Genomic DNA, 16,710 nt, shown 5'->3' with positions numbered 1-16,710 from the left:
ATGAAGAAAAAACTGGTCATATCCACAGGTGCGGGAATGAGTGCCGAGAGCGGCATCTCGACATTCCGCGACAGTGGCGGTCTTTGGGAACAGTATCCTGTTATGGAAGTGGCAAGCGCCGACGGCTTCGCGCGCAACCCCGCACTCGTTCACAAGTTTTACAACGAAAGACGCAAAGACCTGCTGAAAGCAGAGCCCAACGCCGGACATCTCGGGCTTGTAAAACTTGAAGAACTCTTTGACACATATGTAATTACACAGAATGTCGACGACCTCCACGAACGCGCCGGAAGCAGCAACGTATTGCATCTCCACGGCGAGCTGATGAAAGTGCGCGCCATAGATGACGAGACAAAGGTATATCAGCTTAGACCTGAAGCAATCGAGACTACTCCCGACACCGTTATAGACGGACATCGGGTGCGCCCCCATATTGTATTTTTCCAGGAAGCCGTTCCAAACATCGAGCCTGCAATAGAGCTTGTACAGGAGGCTGATATATTTGTAGTTATCGGCACATCACTTAATGTCTATCCCGCAGCAGGACTGCTTCATTATGTACGTAAAGGAGTTCCGGTCTACTACATTGACCCCAATCCTGCCAATGTGCCCGCAGGCGTTACAGTGCTGAAAACAGGAGCCTCCGAAGGGGTCGCACGTCTCGCCGAACTGATTGCACCGTTAGCATAAATTTGCAAATGTAAATAAAATTCATTAACACATAGCCCCGGACAAAAAACTGTCCGGGGTATTTTATCGGCTATCTTCTTGAAGATTATTGACAGTATGTTGATAATTTATTGCAAAAAAAATAAAATTTGAGGATGTAAATTTTACGGATTTTTCATAACTTTACAACCTAATATAAGCCCTATATCCCGACACATATGCCGTCAGAAGTCTATCACATACCCGCACTCCTGGAAGAAACCATCCAAGGACTTGATATCAAGCCCGATGGCATCTATGTAGATGTCACTTTCGGCGGGGGCGGACACTCCCGTGCAATAATGGAGTCGCTTTCAGCGTCAGGTCATCTCTATGGCTTTGACCAGGATGCCGACGCGCGACGCAACGCCATCGACGACTCCCGGTTTACATTTGTATACAGCAACTTCAAGTTTCTGCGCAATTTCATGCGCTATTACGGAGTCGACGGAGTTGACGGAATCCTTGCCGACCTCGGGGTGTCTTTTCATCATTTCGATGACCCAGACCGAGGCTTTTCATTCCGCTGGGAAGGGCCTCTTGACATGCGCATGAACCGCAACGCACCGCGCACCGCAGCCTGGTATATCAACAACTGGAGCGAAGAGCAGCTTGCCGACGCGCTTTACTTGTACGGGGAGCTGAAAAACTCACGCCGATTTGCATCGGCAATAGTAAAGGCCCGCAATGCAGCGCCCATCGAGACAGTCGAGGCTCTTCTCGCAACGGTAAATCCGCTCATTAATCCCAAGAAGGAGAAAAAAGAGCTCGCCCAAGTGTTTCAGGCGCTACGCATAGTCGTCAATGGAGAAATCGAGGCGCTGAGCGCATTTCTCGACCAGGCATTGACCGTGTTGAAGCCGGGCGGACGGCTCGCCGTCATAACCTATCATTCACTTGAGGACCGGCTTGTCAAAAACTTCATGCGCGCCGGAAACCTTGAGGGCAAAATCGAACAGGATTTTTACGGCAGGCGCCTTTCTCCGCTGAAGCTTCTCACCTCAAAGCCGATTGTCGCATCGGAAGAAGAAGTGGAGCGAAACCCCAGGGCCCGAAGCGCAAAGCTACGAATCGCCGAAAAAATCTGACGGCAAAATCATCACAACGCTCAATACATTCATCAACAAAAAAAATAAAAACAACGAAAAGCCATGGCTCAACAGGCAACAAAGAAAAAATCTGACGACAACTTTCTGAAGAAGCTTATCTTCGGGCGCATACTCTCGCTTGACTTCTTCAAGAAGCATTGGGTGTCGGTATTTGTCGTGGTTATGGCGATACTCATTTACATCACCAACCGCTACCAGTGTCTGACGCGCATGGAAGACATCAGAAAGCTGGAGCAAGAGCTGGAAATCGTGGAGACAGAGCGCATACGCGAGCGCAGCTCCTACATGAGCCGCATTCGCGAGTCATCAATGCAGGAAATGGTCGACACTATGCGCCTCAACCTGAAAATCCAGGACCAACCGCCCTATAAACTGACTAAAAACGAATCGTCGCAATGAAGAAGGAGAACCGCACACATATCCTGTTCCGCTACCTCGTAGTAATCGCCGTGCTCATGCTGCTGGTAGGCAGAGTCGTGTATTTCGCTCTTGACAACACCGTGCTCTCGGCGCCGAAATGGAATGCAAAAGCAATGGTGGAGCTGTCGCGCACCGACACCATACGCCCGGAACGCGGAGACATACTCTCCGACAACGGGCAGATTCTTGCCACCAATCTTTGCTTCTACACAATCCGCATAGATTTCCGAAGCGAGAGATTTCTCGAAGGACGATACCTCCTTGCACTCGACTCGCTCGCCGACTCGCTGGCTCTACACTTCCCCGTGCGCACACGCGACGAGTGGATGAAACGCCTTAAAAAGCCGATGGACATCGCTGACAAGAACAAGCGCCCGCGCGCCTACAAAATCTTGTCAAACATCTCTTACTCCCAATATCAGCTACTGCGCACATTCCCTTTTTTCTGCATAAAAAATCCTAACAAAAACGGTCTTACCCGCGAGCGCATAAACCGACGCGTGAATCCCTACGGGGCTATGGCACGCCGAAGCATCGGAGGCGTGGGCATTGACTCAGTGACCGGACAGACCCACGGAATCTCCGGACTTGAGCGAGCGCTCGACACCCTGCTCTACGGCAAGCCCGGAATAGCGAAAAAAGTACCGTTGACCAAAGATATCGTAAACTGGACCGACGTGCCCCCCACGCCGGGCTACAACATACGCACGACCATCGACATCAATATGCAGGACATCGTCGAAAACGAGCTTAACAATGTACTCACGACGTGCAACGCCGACTGGGGCGTGGCTGTGTTGATGGAGGTCAAGACCGGCAACATCCGCGCCATCTCCAACCTTGAAAAAAGCCCCTATTCCGATGAATACATCGAGGGCATGAACCGCGCGGTGCTTGGATATGAGCCGGGGTCGGTCGTAAAAACCCTGTCCATGATGATAGCCCTTGAAGACGGCATCGTGAAAAATGTCGACGACATAATCGAGACCGGACATTCGTTCCCATATGCCGGAGGAAAGGCAATCACCGACTCCCACGGTGCCCCTTCCATGGCGATACGCGAAGTCATAGAGCGCTCATCCAACATAGGCATGGCTAAAATCATCACGTCGCGCTACGGCGAAAACCCCGGAGCCTTCTACTCAAGGCTCAAGAATCTCGGCTTCCTCGACCCGATGAACACAGGCATCGCTGGCGAACGCCCGCCACGCATCGACTCTGTGGCAAGCAACCGCGGAGGAAGAATCGCCCTGTCGCGCATGTGCTACGGCTACACCACCGAAATCCCCCCTCTCTACACCCTGTCAATCTACAATGCGATTGCCAACGACGGCGTCTATGTAAAGCCGAGACTTGTCGACCAGCTTATCGGCATAGACACCGACTCGGTGCTTCCTATATCATACATGGGCAACGGCAGGGCATGCTCCTCAAAAAATGCGGAACTGATGAGACAGATGCTGACCGACGTAGTGTGGGGTGAGCATGGCACAGGCAAACTTCTCCGCAATGACCGCGTGAAAATTGCAGGTAAGACCGGCACCTGCTATATCATCGAGGGTGGAGGCTACAACACATCCAAGAAGCGTCTTGCTTTCTGCGGATTTTTCCCCGCAGAAAACCCTCTATACTCATGCATAGTGCTTACATGCTATCCAAAGCAGAACATGTTTGGTGCCGCAAGCACTTCGGGCACCGTGCTCAAAAACATCGCCTTGAAGATGTATTCGCGCGGCATGCTTGAAAACAGTTCCGACTATCGGTCAGGAACCCCCCGGGATGTGCGTCCGACCTTATATGCCACTGCAAACCGCAACCGCTTCGAGCACCTGCGCAGCAGACTCGAACTCGGTCCCATGCGCTACTTCCAGCCCCGCGAGGCAAAATCAGGCATGCCGAGTGTTGTAGGCTACAATCTGCGCGACGCAATCCACCTGCTTGAAAAGTCGGGCGTCGATGTCAGAATCAACGGCACGGGCTATGTCGTGGCACAGTCGCTTCCGCCCGGCTCAAAGATAACACCCGGACAACGCGTCACCTTGACCCTTGCCCAGTAAACAAAACGTATTTTCTAACAGATAACAACACAATATGAAATCTCTCACGACACTCCTTTCCGCCATAATGGTGGAAGAAATAATAGGTTCCGACGACAAGGTAATCACCGATGTTGTAAGCGACTCGCGCAAAGTCACCACCGGCTCACTCTTTGTTGCCGTGCGCGGCACCAATGTCGACGGACACTCTTTTATCCCGCTACTTCAATATAGCGGCGTAGCAGCTATCGTATGTGAGGAGTTCCCGGAATTTCTTGAGACTTCAATCACTTATATAAAAGTAAGCAACTCGGCTATCGCGCTCGGATACCTCGCCTCCGAATGGTGGGACAACCCCTCTCGCAAGCTGAAGCTTGTAGGTGTCACCGGCACCAACGGAAAGACCACGACCGCCACGCTGATCTACGAAATGTCTCGTCTAATGGGCTACAAGGCAGGTCTGCTCTCCACTGTCTGCAATTACATCGAAACCGAGGCTATCCCGACCAACCAGACGACCCCCGACCCCCTCACTATCAACTCGCTCCTACACCGCATGGTAGAGGCGGGATGCTCCTACGCCTCTATGGAGGTCAGCTCACATGCCGCACATCAGCACCGCATAGCAGGATTGCACTTCGCCGGCGGTATATTCTCCAATCTCACACGCGACCACCTCGACTATCACAAGACCGTCGAGGCATATCTCGCCGCAAAAAAATCATTTTTCGACGGACTGCCGGCAAGCGCCTTCGCCCTCACCAATCTTGACGACAAGACCGGCGAGGTAATGCTGCAGAACACCGACGCGAAAAAATACACCTATTCACTGCGCACCCGCGCCGACTTCACCGGAAAGGTGATAGAGAGCCGCCTTGACGGCACAACCATGAGCTTCAACGGACGCGAAGTGGAAGTGCTCTTCACCGGTAAGTTCAATGCCTACAATCTTACCGCCGTCTACGGAGCGTCAGTGCTTCTCGGATGGGACATCGAGGAAATACTCGTCAACATGAGCCGCCTCGTGCCTGTAGCCGGACGTTTCCAGGCATTCCACTCACCGAAAGGCTACACCGCCATCGTCGACTATGCCCACACCCCCGACGCCGTAGTCAACGTGCTTCAGGCAATACGCGAGGTTATCGGCAACCGCGGCTCGATAATCACAGTCGTGGGTGCCGGCGGCAACCGCGACAAAGGCAAGCGTCCGATTATGGCAAAGGAGGCGTCACTGCGCAGCGACCGCCTGATTCTCACGTCAGACAACCCGCGCGACGAAGACCCCGCGGAGATACTCCACGACATGGAAGCCGGACTCGAGCTTGAAGGAAAGAAGAAGACATTGAGCATCGTTGACCGCCGCGAGGCGATAAGGACAGCCGCCGTAATCGCACAGCCCGGCGACGTAATCCTCATTGCAGGCAAGGGTCATGAAGATTATCAGGAAATAAAGGGAGTGAAACACCATTTCGACGACCGCGAGGTCATAAAAGAAGTTTTTGCCAACGAAGCATAACCAAATTCAGACATGTTATATTACCTATTCAACTATCTCGGACAACTCGGTTTCCCCGGAGCGCGACTGATGGACTACATCACCTTCCGCTCCGGAGCGGCACTTGTGCTGTCACTGTTTATCGCCATCGTATTCGGACGCCGCATCATCGACCGCCTTCAGCTCATGCAGGTGGGAGAAATCATCCGTGACCTCGGGCTTGAAGGACAGATGAAGAAGACCGGCACCCCCACTATGGGCGGAGTCATAATCATAATAGCCATCCTGGTTCCGTGTCTTCTTGTTGGCAATCTCTCCAATGTCTATATGATGCTGATGATTGTCGCCACTCTCTGGCTCGGTACAATCGGATTTCTTGACGACTACATCAAGGTGGCGCGACGTGACAAAGACGGGCTGAAAGGCAAGTTCAAGATTGTAGGGCAGATAGGTCTCGGACTTATCGTAGGACTCACGATGGTGTTCAGCCCCTCAATCACAATGAGGGAAAACATCGAGACCGAAAATGTCGAGAATCACGAAATAGTGGTCGAGTACAAAGGGGAGAACATCAAGTCGCCCCAGACTACAATACCTTTTGTAAAAAACAACAACTTCAACTATGCCTACTTCACCCAATGGATGGGCAAGTATGCAGCGACAGGCGGCTGGATTCTGTTTGTGCTTGTCGTGATATTTGTCGTCACGGCGACATCCAACGGAGCAAATCTCACCGACGGACTTGACGGGCTCGCCACAGGCACCTCGGCGATAATAGGCACCGCGCTCGCCATCATGGCTTATCTCGGCGCCAATATCATCTACTCCTCCTACCTGAATATAATGTATATACCGGGGTCGGAGGAGCTGGTGGTGTATATGGCGGCATTCATAGGCGCCCTCATCGGCTTTCTGTGGTATAACGCCTACCCCGCGCAGGTATTCATGGGCGACACCGGAAGCCTTACTCTCGGCGGCATAATCGCCGTCTTCGCCATCCTTATCAGGAAGGAGCTGCTTCTCCCGATTCTCTGTGCCATCTTCTTCATCGAAGACCTGTCGGTGATATTGCAGGTGGCATACTTCAAATACACCAAGCGAAAGACCGGCGAGGGCAAGCGTGTGTTCAAGATGACACCGCTCCATCACCACTATCAGAAAGCCGGAGGCACGATACAGGCACTCATCCAGCGTCCTTACTCCGCTATTCCTGAGTCCAAGATTGTGACGCGCTTCTGGATTATAGGCATATTTCTCGCAGTAATAACATTTGTCACTCTAAAAATAAGATAATGAACAACAACCGCATAGTAATATTAGGCGGCGGTGAAAGCGGTGTAGGGGCCGCAATCCTCGCCAAAGACAAGGGCTACGACGTATTCCTGTCAGACTTCGGGTCAATTCCCTCCCGTTACAAGGAACAACTCGACTCTGAACAGATAGCCTATGAGGAGGGCGGACACACCGAATCGTCGATTCTCAACGCAGCCGAGGTGATTAAAAGCCCCGGCATACCGCCCACATCGCCCATCATGCAGAAAATCACAGCGGCAGGCATACCGGTAATCTCGGAAATCGAGTTTGCCGGACGCTTCACCGATGCAAAAATGGTCTGTATAACCGGTAGTAACGGAAAGACCACAACCACTCTTCTCACCTACCACATCCTTCAAAATGCGGGAATCAATGTGGGTCTTGCCGGAAATGTAGGCAAAAGCCTTGCCCTTCAGGTAGCGCGTGACCCACACGAAGTTTATGTAATCGAGCTGAGCAGCTTCCAGCTTGAAAACATGTATGACTTCAAAGCCAACGTTGCCGTGATGCTCAACATCACCCCCGACCACATGGACCGCTACGACTACAAGATGCAGAACTACATCAACGCAAAGTTCCGCATCATACGCAACCAGACTCCCGAAGACGCGTTTATCTTCTGGCAGGATGACCCTGTGATCACCGCCCAACTGAAAAGCATTGACACAGAAGCGAAATTATATCCGTTCAGCGAACACTTTGAACAAAATTCAGCCGCCTACGTTGATGAAAACGGAGAGCTTGCGCTCAATACGCCCCACACCTCTCTCACAATGCCCCGGAGCGGACTGTCACTTCACGGCCTTCACAATCTTTACAACTCGATGGCGGCAGGACTCTCGGCTTGTCTGCTTGACATAAAGAAAGATGTGATACGCCATGCGCTCGAAGATTTTGACGGTGTGGAACACCGCCTCGAATATGTCGACACAATCAACGGAGTGCGCTACATCAACGACTCCAAGGCTACCAACGTGAACTCATGCTGGTATGCGCTTGAAAGTATGCCCGACGACCGTAACACCATACTTATACTCGGTGGAAAGGACAAGGGCAACGACTACAGCGAAATCGAGCCGCTTGTGAGAAAAAAAGTAAAGGCTATCGTGTGTATGGGCAAAGACAACGGTAAACTGCTCGACTTTTTCTCCGGAAAGACCGACAGTATTCACGACACCCACTCTATCGAAGAGGCTGTCAAGACCTGCGCCGAAATCGCATCGGAAGGCGACACGGTATTGCTTTCACCCTGCTGCGCAAGTTTCGACCTCTTCAAGAGTTACGAAGACCGCGGAGAGCAATTCAAAGCGACGGTAAAAAGGCTGAACAACTGACATCACATTATATATAAAAACTCTCTATCAGACAATGAACGACAACGACTCATACATGTTTGGCACAGCAGAGGCAACAGCTTCGGCAACAGCTCCCGGCATAGCCTCGGCAGCGCCGCCTAAGGCTGCCGCCACAAGCGCCATACCCTACAAGCGCCACGGCGACAAGTCAATATGGGGCATATTCATCATGCTATGTCTCATCTCAATAATTGAGCTATACAGCGCGTCGAGCCGCGAGGTAGCCTCGGCGGGAGTCTACGGTCCCATACTGCGCCACTGCATCATGCTCGCCATAGGCGTCGGCATTGTATGGACCCTTGAAAAGGTGCATTACAAATGGTTTTTCGGACTCACCTGGTTTGTAGCCGGGATAAGCCTGCTTGCCATGATCTACGTCAGCGCGTTTGGCGAGATTGTCAACGGTGCGCGACGCAGTGTCAGCCTTTTCGGCATCACCCTGCAGCCGTCGGAATTCATAAAGATGTCGGCGGTGCTTGTCGTGGCGCGCATCATGGCGCGTTCCCAGAAAAAAAGCATCGGAGTCAACAACAGCGGCATAATATGGTCGGCGCTGTGGGTACTTGCCTTCGGCGCGGTACTTTTCAAGCAGGGTCTTACTAATACCATCCTGCTCATGATGATAAGCGGCGCGATGATGGTGCTTGGAGGCACGGAATGGAAAAAACTGCTTGCGGTCGGTCTCGTGTATGGAGTCATAGCCGTCGGTGCATTCATGTTAAAAGACGTATTCTCCGACAGGGCACCGGAACCGCAAGTGGCAACCGCTCTTGTAAACGCGCCAGAAGATGTGGCAAACCAGCGCCACCACACATGGCAGGCACGAGTAGACCGCTACATGTCGTCCACGCCTAAATATGAGGAGCCTATCACCGCGACCAACCGTCAGGAACAATACTCCTACATGGCACAAGCCAACGGCGGTCTCATCGGAGTGTTTCCAGGAAACTCTCGTGAGACGGCGCGTCTGCCGCTCGCATTTTCCGACTATATCTTCGCAATCATCCTTGAGGACGTAGGGTTTATCGGCGGATTCCTGCTTATGGTGCTTTATCTCTGCTTGCTTGTGCGTGCCGGCGTGATTGCCAGAAAATGCCATCGCGCGTTTCCGGTGCTGCTTGTGACAGGAATGGCGGTGATGATTGTGTTGCAGGCACTTTTCCACATGGCAATCACCACCGGGGCATTCCCGGTATCGGGACAGCCGTTGCCGCTCATATCCAAGGGTGGAACGTCGATACTCGTCACCTCGATAGCGTTTGGAGCAATGCTGAGCGTGAGCCGCACAGCCGTACAGAATGGCAGCAGGCAGGCTGTCAAGGAAGAGCTCAGCGAACTTCCCGAAGACCTGCGCGCCAACAACCCGGTACAGATTTAAACCGTCAATGTAGAAGAAAAAAATCATCATGGAACAACGTCACTATAAAATACTTATAAGCGGTGGTGGTACAGGCGGACATATATTTCCCGCCCTGTCGATAGCCAACGCACTTCGCCGACGCGACCCGAAGACCGAGATTCTGTTTGTTGGGGCTGAAGGAAGAATGGAGATGGAGCGTGTGCCCGCAGCAGGCTACGAAATCATAGGACTGCCAGTCAGCGGATTCAACCGCAAAAACATGTTGAGCAATGTAAAAGTGGTGTTCAAGCTGCTAAAGAGCATGCTACGCGCAAAAAAAGTGTTGAAGGACTTCAATCCCGACATCGCCATAGGTGTTGGCGGCTATGCAAGCGGACCTATGCTGAAAGAGGCACAGAAACATGGCATCCCGACACTCCTGCAAGAACAGAACTCCTATGCCGGCGTGACCAACAAGCTGCTTGCCAAAGAGGCAAAGGCTATCTGCGTCGCTTATCCCGACATGCAGCGCTTTTTCCCCGAAGACCGCATAATACTTACCGGAAATCCCGTGCGTGACAACATACTCACAGCCGACGTCAGCAAGGAAGAGGCGCGGCGACAGCTCGGGCTTCCCGCCCACAGGAAACTGGTGCTTGTCATTGGCGGCAGCCTCGGTGCCCGCACAATCAACCAAAGCATCGCCAAGGCTTTCAACAAGATTGAAAACGCCGGCGGCTACGTGTTATGGCAGACAGGCAAGCTATATGCCGACGAATGTCGGAAGATTGCTGATAAGTATAACAATGTCGTCAAGGCAACCCCGTTCATCTCGCGCATGGATCTTGCATATAAAGCAGCCGATGTAGTGGTGTCACGCGCCGGAGCGGGCACGATTTCCGAGCTGCAGCTCCTTGGACTGCCCACTATCCTCATCCCGTCGCCCAATGTGGCTGAGGACCACCAGCGCAAAAACGCCGAGGCACTCGTGCAGTGTAACGCAGCCGTGATGATTCTTGACGCCGATGCGCCCGACAAGCTCGGAAGCGAGACCGTGGCACTCCTTAACGACACGCCTCGCTGCGAACTGCTGTCAGAAAACATCAGGAAGATGGCTCTCCGCGATGCCGACGAGAAAATAGTGGACACAATCTATAACATACTTTCCGACAAGAAATAATGGAAAAAAACAAGATATACTTCGCCGGAGCCGGCGGCATAGGCATGGCTGCGCTTGAACGCTATTACCTATCGCGCGGATGTGAGGTAGCCGGTTACGACCGCACACCCACCGACCTTACACGCGCGCTTGCCGAAGAGGGTGTAGCAATCAACTATGACGACAGCGCAGAGGCTATCCCGGAGAGTTTCCGCGACAACCCCGCCAACGTGCTTGTTGTCTACACGCCGGCACTCCCTGACACTCACCCTCAGCTCACCTACTTCCGCGACCATGGTTATGAGGTCGTGAAACGCGCCGAGGTGCTCGGACGCATCACCCGCGACAGCAAGGGAATATGCTTTGCAGGGACCCACGGAAAGACAACCACGTCATCGATGGCGGCACATGTATTGCATACATGTCACGTCGGATGCAACGCCTTCCTCGGCGGCATCCTGCGCAACTATGACAGCAATCTTCTGTTGAGCGCGACTTCGCCCTACTCCGTAATCGAGGCCGATGAATATGACCGCTCGTTTCACCACCTGTCGCCCTACATCGCTGTCATAACAGCCACCGACCCCGACCATCTTGACATATACGGCACAGAGGAGGCATATCTTGAAAGCTTCGCCCGCTTCACCGAACTGATACGTCCCGGCGGCTCGCTCATAGTCCACGAGGGACTGAAACTGGTGCCTCGTCCCGGAAAAGATGTCAAAGTCTACACTTACTCCAAAGAAAAAGGCGACTTCCATGCCGACAACCTACGCCACGCCGACGGCGAGATAATATTTGACTTCGTGACGCCCGACGGAAAAATTTCCGATATAAGCCTCGGCGTACCGGTAGAGATAAACATCGAAAATGCCATCGCCGCGCTCGCCGCCTGTCACCTCACAGGCGACCTTGAGCCGGAAGCGGCAAAAGAGGCAATAGCCACTTTCATGGGACCCAAGCGACGCTTTGAGTTCTGGCTCAAAGAGAGCGCACCCGTGAAGGCAATAATCGATGACTATGCCCATCACCCCGACGAGCTGAAGGCATCAATCAGCTCAGTCAAGTCACTTTATCCCGGCAGAAAGCTCACTGTAGCCTTCCAGCCCCACCTCTATTCCCGGACACGCGACTTTGCCGACGGATTTGCCGAAGCGCTATCGCTTGCCGACGAGGTGATACTGCTTGACATATATCCCGCAAGGGAAGAACCGATACCCGGAGTCACGTCAAAAATAATCTTTGACCGCATTACCGCCCCCGCCAAGACAATGATTACCAAAGATGACTTGACAGAGACGATAAAAAATCGTAACTTTGAAATCTTGTTGACGGCAGGAGCCGGCGACATATGCAACTACCTTCCGGAAATTGTTAAAACTGTCAAAAACGCCTGATGAAAACCATACTGCGCTGCATCGTCTCAATTGCGTTGATCGCCTACCTTATTATGGCGGTCACATGGTCGCGCATGCAGGCTTCGACGGCAGTGTGCTCGGGAGTGGAGATTGTAGTCAACGACTCTATACGCTCGCGCTTCGTGACCGGCAAGGAGATTGCCAAAGAGATAGGCGACCTGCCGGGATATGCCGACTCCATGCTGCTGTCGGAAATCAATGTCGACAGCATCGAGAGGATATTGTCACGGATCGACAAAATCGAAGATGTCAACTGCGTGGTGACCACGACAGGAAAAATACGCATCTCGGTCAATCCGCTTCAGCCCGTGGCAAGGGTATTTGACGCCGACAAGAGCTATTACATCAACAAGGCGGGTAAACGCATCTCGGCTAACGCGCGTTATCACTCCGACGTGCCTATAATAACCGGACATTTCGACTCGGTATTCAAGCCTCAGGACATATTGCCGCTTGTAAACTACCTCAACAACGACTCGGCATGGAACTCGCTCGTGACCTACATAAAGGCGGAAAATCCGCGCAATATCATATTGGTCCCGCTCATTCACGGACACGTAATTAACATCGGTGACATGAATGACCTTGACAACAAGTTTTACCGTCTGTCACGCGCCTACAGGGAAGTGCTTCCGGTAAAAGGATGGGACTATTACGACACCCTGTCGGTAAAATGGCGCGGACAGCTCGTGGCGACACGCCGTGCAAAGCGACTGCATCATGCAGTGAATCCTATCGACTACGAAGCCGAGCAGGAAGCGCCCGATATAGGCACAATGCTTTCAGGCGACACCGCGGGACAGGTCAACCGGTCGGCAATCGGAATACCGGAAAAGCCCGCACAAGAAAACAAACAGAATTAAAAAACTATCTATTTCATCATGGAAGAAAAATATATAGCAGCCCTTGAAATCGGCAGCTCTCACATCAGAGCCGCAGTAGGCACCGTTGACGACACCGGAACCCTTACACTGCTCGCAGTGGAAGAGGAACATGCCGTCGATGTGGTACGTTACGGTATCGTGCAGAATGTGGATGAAGTAAGCAACCGCATCAAACGGTTGATTCTGCGCCTTGAAAACTATCCGTCGATAAGTCCGCGCAAAATCAAGGGGCTATATATCAGCATCGGAGGCAGGTCGACTGCAAGCACGTCAAGAGAGGTCGTAAGACAGTTTGACGACGTGACCGACATCACCGCCCACATAATCGACCAGATGAAAGAGGAGGCAAAAGCCAACGGACTGACAGAGCGCACGGTTATTGACGTGTTGCCCAAAGACTTCATTGTCGACAATCTTGAATGTTCCAATCCAGTAGGCACCCTCGGCAAATACATCAAAGCCGACATCAACCTTATCACTTGCCGTCCGAAGATATTGCGCAACCTCGATATAGCTATCACCGAGCGTCAGCAGCTCGCCGTGAAGGACCGCTTTGTAAGACAGTTGTCAATCGCCGACCTTGTGCTGACAGGCGATGAAAAGCAACTCGGATGCATGCTTGTCGACTTCGGAGCCGAGACAACGACAGTGTCCATCTACCGTGGAGGCTCATTACGCTATCTCACCACTATCCCCCTCGGCTCACGCAACATAACCCGCGACGTGATGATGCTTAACAACATCACTGAAGAACGTGCCGAAGAGCTGAAACGCGCGCTCGGAGACGCTATGAACGAAGAGCCCAATTTCAGGAAGAGTGACTTTGACGGCGACGCCTCAAAGGTGAACAGCGGCATACGCGCCCGCGCCGGCGAAATAGCGGTAAATATACTCGAACAGGTAAAATATGCAGGTTACTCGCTCCCTAACGACATTGCTGCCGGAATTGTAATCGTCGGAGCCGGAGCCAAGCTGAAAGGATTTGTCGACCTGCTTGCCGAGCAGAGCAAGGTAAAAGTAAGGCTCGGCGCACTGCCATCGACCATACGCATTACCGATTCGCGCCTTCAGAACATAAACATGCTTGACATCATAGCCCTGCTTAACTCGGCGGCAAGCCACAACCCCGTCGAGTGTACTGAAAAACCGGTCAATACCACTCCCGCCCCCGATCCATTTGTCGACGGTGAAGATGACGGTCCCGGAATCAAGCCTATAAAAGGAGGCAAGAAATACAAGGAGCATGATGAAGAACCGCGCGAAAAAGGGCCCTCACGCATAAAGAAGATATTCGGAAACATTGTCAAAGGCTGGGACTCCCTGCTGGATGACCGCGAGTCGGACGACGATGAATAATCCACCTACACATTATTATATACATCATTAAAGTCACCTCCATTAATATAAGAATACAATGACCGACCAATATAATATCCCTCCCATGTCGGAAGCAGGATTTACCGACGGACAAGCCCGGCAGCCCATCATCAAGGTAATCGGTGTGGGCGGAGGCGGCAACAATGCCGTGAGCCACATGTATGAGCAAGACATCAACGATGTATCGTTTGTGATCCTGAACACCGATCGCCAGGCGCTGGAACACTCCCCCGTGCCCACCCGCGTGCAGATCGGCAACGGTCTCGGCGCCGGCAACAAGCCGGAGATAGCCCGCGAGGCGGCAGAGGAAGCAGCCGACAAGATTCTTGAGCTCTTTGACGACAATACCAAGATGGTGTTCATTACCGCAGGAATGGGCGGTGGCACCGGAACGGGAGCCGCACCTGTCGTGGCACGTCTCGCGCGCGAGAAAGGTCTGCTCACAATCGGTATCGTGACTATCCCGTTTCTCTTCGAGGGAGTCAGAAAGATAGACAAGGCACTCGCCGGAGCCGACGAGATGAGCAAGTTTGTCGACGCGCTTCTTATCATCAACAACGAGCGCCTCAATGTCATATATCCTGATCTTAACTTTGTCAACGCATTTGACAAGGCCGACGACACCCTTACCACAGCTGCACGCTCCATCTCGGAGCTTATCACCAGTGAAGGAAAAATCAACCTTGACTTCAACGATGTCGACACCACTCTGCGCAACGGTGGAGCGGCTATAATCTCGACAGGATATGGCGAAGGCGAACACCGTATCACCAAGGCTATCGACGATGCCCTGAACTCGCCGCTGCTCAAAAACCGCAACATACTCACCTCCAAGAAGCTTCTCTTTAACCTATACTTCAATCCCGATGCAGAGACTCCGCTGAAAGCAGGCGAGACCGACGAGCTTACCACATTCATCGGTGGCATCGACTCCAACGTGGATGTCATCTGGGGTACGGCATATGACCGCAGTCTCGGCGACCGCATAAAGATAACAATCCTTGCGGCGGGATTTGAGCTTTCGGTCGATACCATGAGAGGTGGCAAGAAAGGCAACGAGACTTTCCGCTTCGGCGGAAACAAGTCAAAAGATCCTGACGGAGCCGATATTATCACAAAGATAGCCGGAGAATATGGCGACGGAGCTGTCATTCGCATGCAAGGCGATCAGGCAAAAGCCCGCTACATCGTAATCGAGCCGTCGCAGATGGATGACGACGCCTTTATCGACGCGCTTGAGAAGAGCCCCACGTTGAACCGTGACAAAAAGGCATCTGACGAGATAAAGGAAATCGGTAAAACAGGTCAGCAGGCAAAACCTGCCTACCACGAACCGCGCCCCGCGCAGTCATCGGGCGGAACCAACACTATTCACTTCGGCTAAAAGCCGGTAAGACAGAAAAAGGAAAGGGGATATTCATTGTTGAATATCCCCTTTCCGCTATAATAAAGGTTTTATTGCTATTAATAGTTTTATTATTTTCCGAGAGCATCCTTGACTTTGTCGGCAGCGCTTGCAGCAGCATCGGCAGCCTTAGCCTTTGCATCTTCAGCGACCTGTGAAGCCTTAGCCTTAGCATCTTCAACAGCACCGGCAGCGGCATCCTTTGCAGCGTCAACCTTATCAGAAACAGCATCACCGACAGCACTTGCAGCTGAAGCGACAGAATCACCGGCAGCCTTTACTGCATCGGTAGCGTCACCTGCCACAGAGTCGGCGGCAGCGCCAATCTTGTCAAATACAGATGTTGCCGAGGGATCCTTGGCTGCAACAACCGGAGCCACTTCCTGAAGATAAGCTTCAGCTTCCTTGTCCTTGCCTTCACTCACGAGCTTGTCGGCGTAAGCCTTAGCCTGCTCTACATAGACCTTGAGACTGTCGGGATTAGTGCAATTCTCGATTTTTGACTTCAAGTCGGCACCTTCATCTTTAGCCTTCTGTGTTGAAGAACAAGAGGCAAACATCACTGTAGCGACTACGGCTACTGCTAAAAAAATCTTTTTCATAAGTCCTTTATAAATAAATCCGTTTATGCTTAAAAACAACAGTGGTAGAAAAATGTTTTACACATTTGAAGAAAAATTTCAAATTATTC

14 protein-coding genes are annotated in these 16,710 nt (G+C 52.2%); 13 read left to right on the top strand and 1 reads right to left on the bottom strand.

Going from position 1 to position 16,710, the window contains the following annotated elements; all coding sequences use genetic code 11:
• The 13 genes from E4T81_RS08415 to ftsZ all read left to right on the top strand — a co-directional run bounded on the left by E4T81_RS08415 (position 1) and on the right by ftsZ (position 15,998).
• Positions 1 to 690, top strand: a complete 690-nt coding sequence (locus tag E4T81_RS08415; protein ID WP_135043386.1) for a Sir2 family NAD-dependent protein deacetylase — start codon at positions 1 to 3, stop codon at positions 688 to 690.
• Positions 691 to 887: 197 nt separating this feature from the next.
• A complete protein-coding gene (gene rsmH, locus E4T81_RS08410; protein WP_135043383.1) occupies positions 888 to 1,796 on the top strand; it encodes a 16S rRNA (cytosine(1402)-N(4))-methyltransferase RsmH in 909 nt (302 codons plus the stop codon).
• Between the two features lie 63 nt (positions 1,797 to 1,859).
• Positions 1,860 to 2,216 carry an FtsL-like putative cell division protein gene (locus tag E4T81_RS08405; protein ID WP_135043380.1) on the top strand — a complete coding sequence of 119 codons (357 nt, stop codon included), beginning with the start codon at positions 1,860 to 1,862 and terminating at the stop codon, positions 2,214 to 2,216.
• Positions 2,213 to 4,294: a penicillin-binding protein gene (locus E4T81_RS08400; protein ID WP_135043378.1), complete on the top strand. Its 2,082-nt coding sequence runs from the start codon at positions 2,213 to 2,215 to the stop codon at positions 4,292 to 4,294. The genes E4T81_RS08405 and E4T81_RS08400 overlap by 4 nt, the downstream gene beginning before the upstream one ends.
• Positions 4,295 to 4,328: 34 nt before the next feature.
• Positions 4,329 to 5,789: a UDP-N-acetylmuramoyl-L-alanyl-D-glutamate--2,6-diaminopimelate ligase gene (locus tag E4T81_RS08395; RefSeq protein WP_135043374.1), complete on the top strand. Its 1,461-nt coding sequence runs from the start codon at positions 4,329 to 4,331 to the stop codon at positions 5,787 to 5,789.
• A gap of 12 nt (positions 5,790 to 5,801) precedes the next feature.
• The gene (gene mraY, locus E4T81_RS08390; RefSeq protein ID WP_135043371.1) at positions 5,802 to 7,061 is read left to right on the top strand and encodes a phospho-N-acetylmuramoyl-pentapeptide-transferase; all 1,260 of its coding nucleotides are present in this window, start codon (positions 5,802 to 5,804) and stop codon (positions 7,059 to 7,061) included.
• Positions 7,061 to 8,416 carry a UDP-N-acetylmuramoyl-L-alanine--D-glutamate ligase gene (murD, locus tag E4T81_RS08385; RefSeq protein ID WP_135043368.1) on the top strand — a complete coding sequence of 452 codons (1,356 nt, stop codon included), beginning with the start codon at positions 7,061 to 7,063 and terminating at the stop codon, positions 8,414 to 8,416. The genes mraY and murD overlap by 1 nt, the downstream gene beginning before the upstream one ends.
• 34 nt (positions 8,417 to 8,450) lie before the next feature.
• A complete protein-coding gene (locus tag E4T81_RS08380) occupies positions 8,451 to 9,815 on the top strand; it encodes an FtsW/RodA/SpoVE family cell cycle protein (RefSeq protein ID WP_135043365.1) in 1,365 nt (454 codons plus the stop codon).
• 28 nt (positions 9,816 to 9,843) lie between these two features.
• On the top strand, positions 9,844 to 10,956 hold the full coding sequence (murG, locus tag E4T81_RS08375) for an undecaprenyldiphospho-muramoylpentapeptide beta-N-acetylglucosaminyltransferase (RefSeq protein WP_135043363.1): 1,113 nt from the start codon (positions 9,844 to 9,846) through the stop codon (positions 10,954 to 10,956).
• On the top strand, positions 10,956 to 12,332 hold the full coding sequence (gene murC / locus E4T81_RS08370; RefSeq protein WP_135043360.1) for a UDP-N-acetylmuramate--L-alanine ligase: 1,377 nt from the start codon (positions 10,956 to 10,958) through the stop codon (positions 12,330 to 12,332). The genes murG and murC overlap by 1 nt, the downstream gene beginning before the upstream one ends.
• Positions 12,332 to 13,216: a cell division protein FtsQ/DivIB gene (locus tag E4T81_RS08365; protein WP_135043357.1), complete on the top strand. Its 885-nt coding sequence runs from the start codon at positions 12,332 to 12,334 to the stop codon at positions 13,214 to 13,216. Before murC ends, E4T81_RS08365 begins: the two co-directional genes overlap by 1 nt.
• 18 nt (positions 13,217 to 13,234) lie before the next feature.
• The gene (gene ftsA, locus E4T81_RS08360; protein ID WP_135043354.1) at positions 13,235 to 14,593 is read left to right on the top strand and encodes a cell division protein FtsA; all 1,359 of its coding nucleotides are present in this window, start codon (positions 13,235 to 13,237) and stop codon (positions 14,591 to 14,593) included.
• 85 nt (positions 14,594 to 14,678) lie between these two features.
• The gene (gene ftsZ, locus E4T81_RS08355; protein ID WP_371683037.1) at positions 14,679 to 15,998 is read left to right on the top strand and encodes a cell division protein FtsZ; all 1,320 of its coding nucleotides are present in this window, start codon (positions 14,679 to 14,681) and stop codon (positions 15,996 to 15,998) included.
• Between the two features lie 92 nt (positions 15,999 to 16,090).
• Here the strand turns inward: ftsZ and E4T81_RS08350 are convergent, their stop codons facing one another.
• Positions 16,091 to 16,621: a hypothetical protein gene (locus tag E4T81_RS08350; protein WP_135043349.1), complete on the bottom strand. Its 531-nt coding sequence runs from the start codon at positions 16,619 to 16,621 to the stop codon at positions 16,091 to 16,093.
• Positions 16,622 to 16,710: the final 89 nt, after the last annotated feature.

It is taken from the genome of Barnesiella sp. WM24, from assembly GCF_004570975.1.
In the GTDB taxonomy this organism is placed as follows: domain Bacteria; phylum Bacteroidota; class Bacteroidia; order Bacteroidales; family Muribaculaceae; genus Muribaculum.
Note: the sequence above shows the minus strand (reverse complement) of the source record. Positions and strands in the feature narration are given on the sequence as shown.

Coding starts and splice junctions, on each gene's coding strand:
- E4T81_RS08415 (WP_135043386.1), top strand. CDS start 1: ATGAAGAAAAAACTGGTCATATCCACAGGTGCGGGAATGAGTGCCGAG.
- rsmH (WP_135043383.1), top strand. CDS start 888: ATGCCGTCAGAAGTCTATCACATACCCGCACTCCTGGAAGAAACCATC.
- E4T81_RS08405 (WP_135043380.1), top strand. CDS start 1,860: ATGGCTCAACAGGCAACAAAGAAAAAATCTGACGACAACTTTCTGAAG.
- E4T81_RS08400 (WP_135043378.1), top strand. CDS start 2,213: ATGAAGAAGGAGAACCGCACACATATCCTGTTCCGCTACCTCGTAGTA.
- E4T81_RS08395 (WP_135043374.1), top strand. CDS start 4,329: ATGAAATCTCTCACGACACTCCTTTCCGCCATAATGGTGGAAGAAATA.
- mraY (WP_135043371.1), top strand. CDS start 5,802: ATGTTATATTACCTATTCAACTATCTCGGACAACTCGGTTTCCCCGGA.
- murD (WP_135043368.1), top strand. CDS start 7,061: ATGAACAACAACCGCATAGTAATATTAGGCGGCGGTGAAAGCGGTGTA.
- E4T81_RS08380 (WP_135043365.1), top strand. CDS start 8,451: ATGAACGACAACGACTCATACATGTTTGGCACAGCAGAGGCAACAGCT.
- murG (WP_135043363.1), top strand. CDS start 9,844: ATGGAACAACGTCACTATAAAATACTTATAAGCGGTGGTGGTACAGGC.
- murC (WP_135043360.1), top strand. CDS start 10,956: ATGGAAAAAAACAAGATATACTTCGCCGGAGCCGGCGGCATAGGCATG.
- E4T81_RS08365 (WP_135043357.1), top strand. CDS start 12,332: ATGAAAACCATACTGCGCTGCATCGTCTCAATTGCGTTGATCGCCTAC.
- ftsA (WP_135043354.1), top strand. CDS start 13,235: ATGGAAGAAAAATATATAGCAGCCCTTGAAATCGGCAGCTCTCACATC.
- ftsZ (WP_371683037.1), top strand. CDS start 14,679: ATGTCGGAAGCAGGATTTACCGACGGACAAGCCCGGCAGCCCATCATC.
- E4T81_RS08350 (WP_135043349.1), bottom strand. CDS start 16,621: ATGAAAAAGATTTTTTTAGCAGTAGCCGTAGTCGCTACAGTGATGTTT.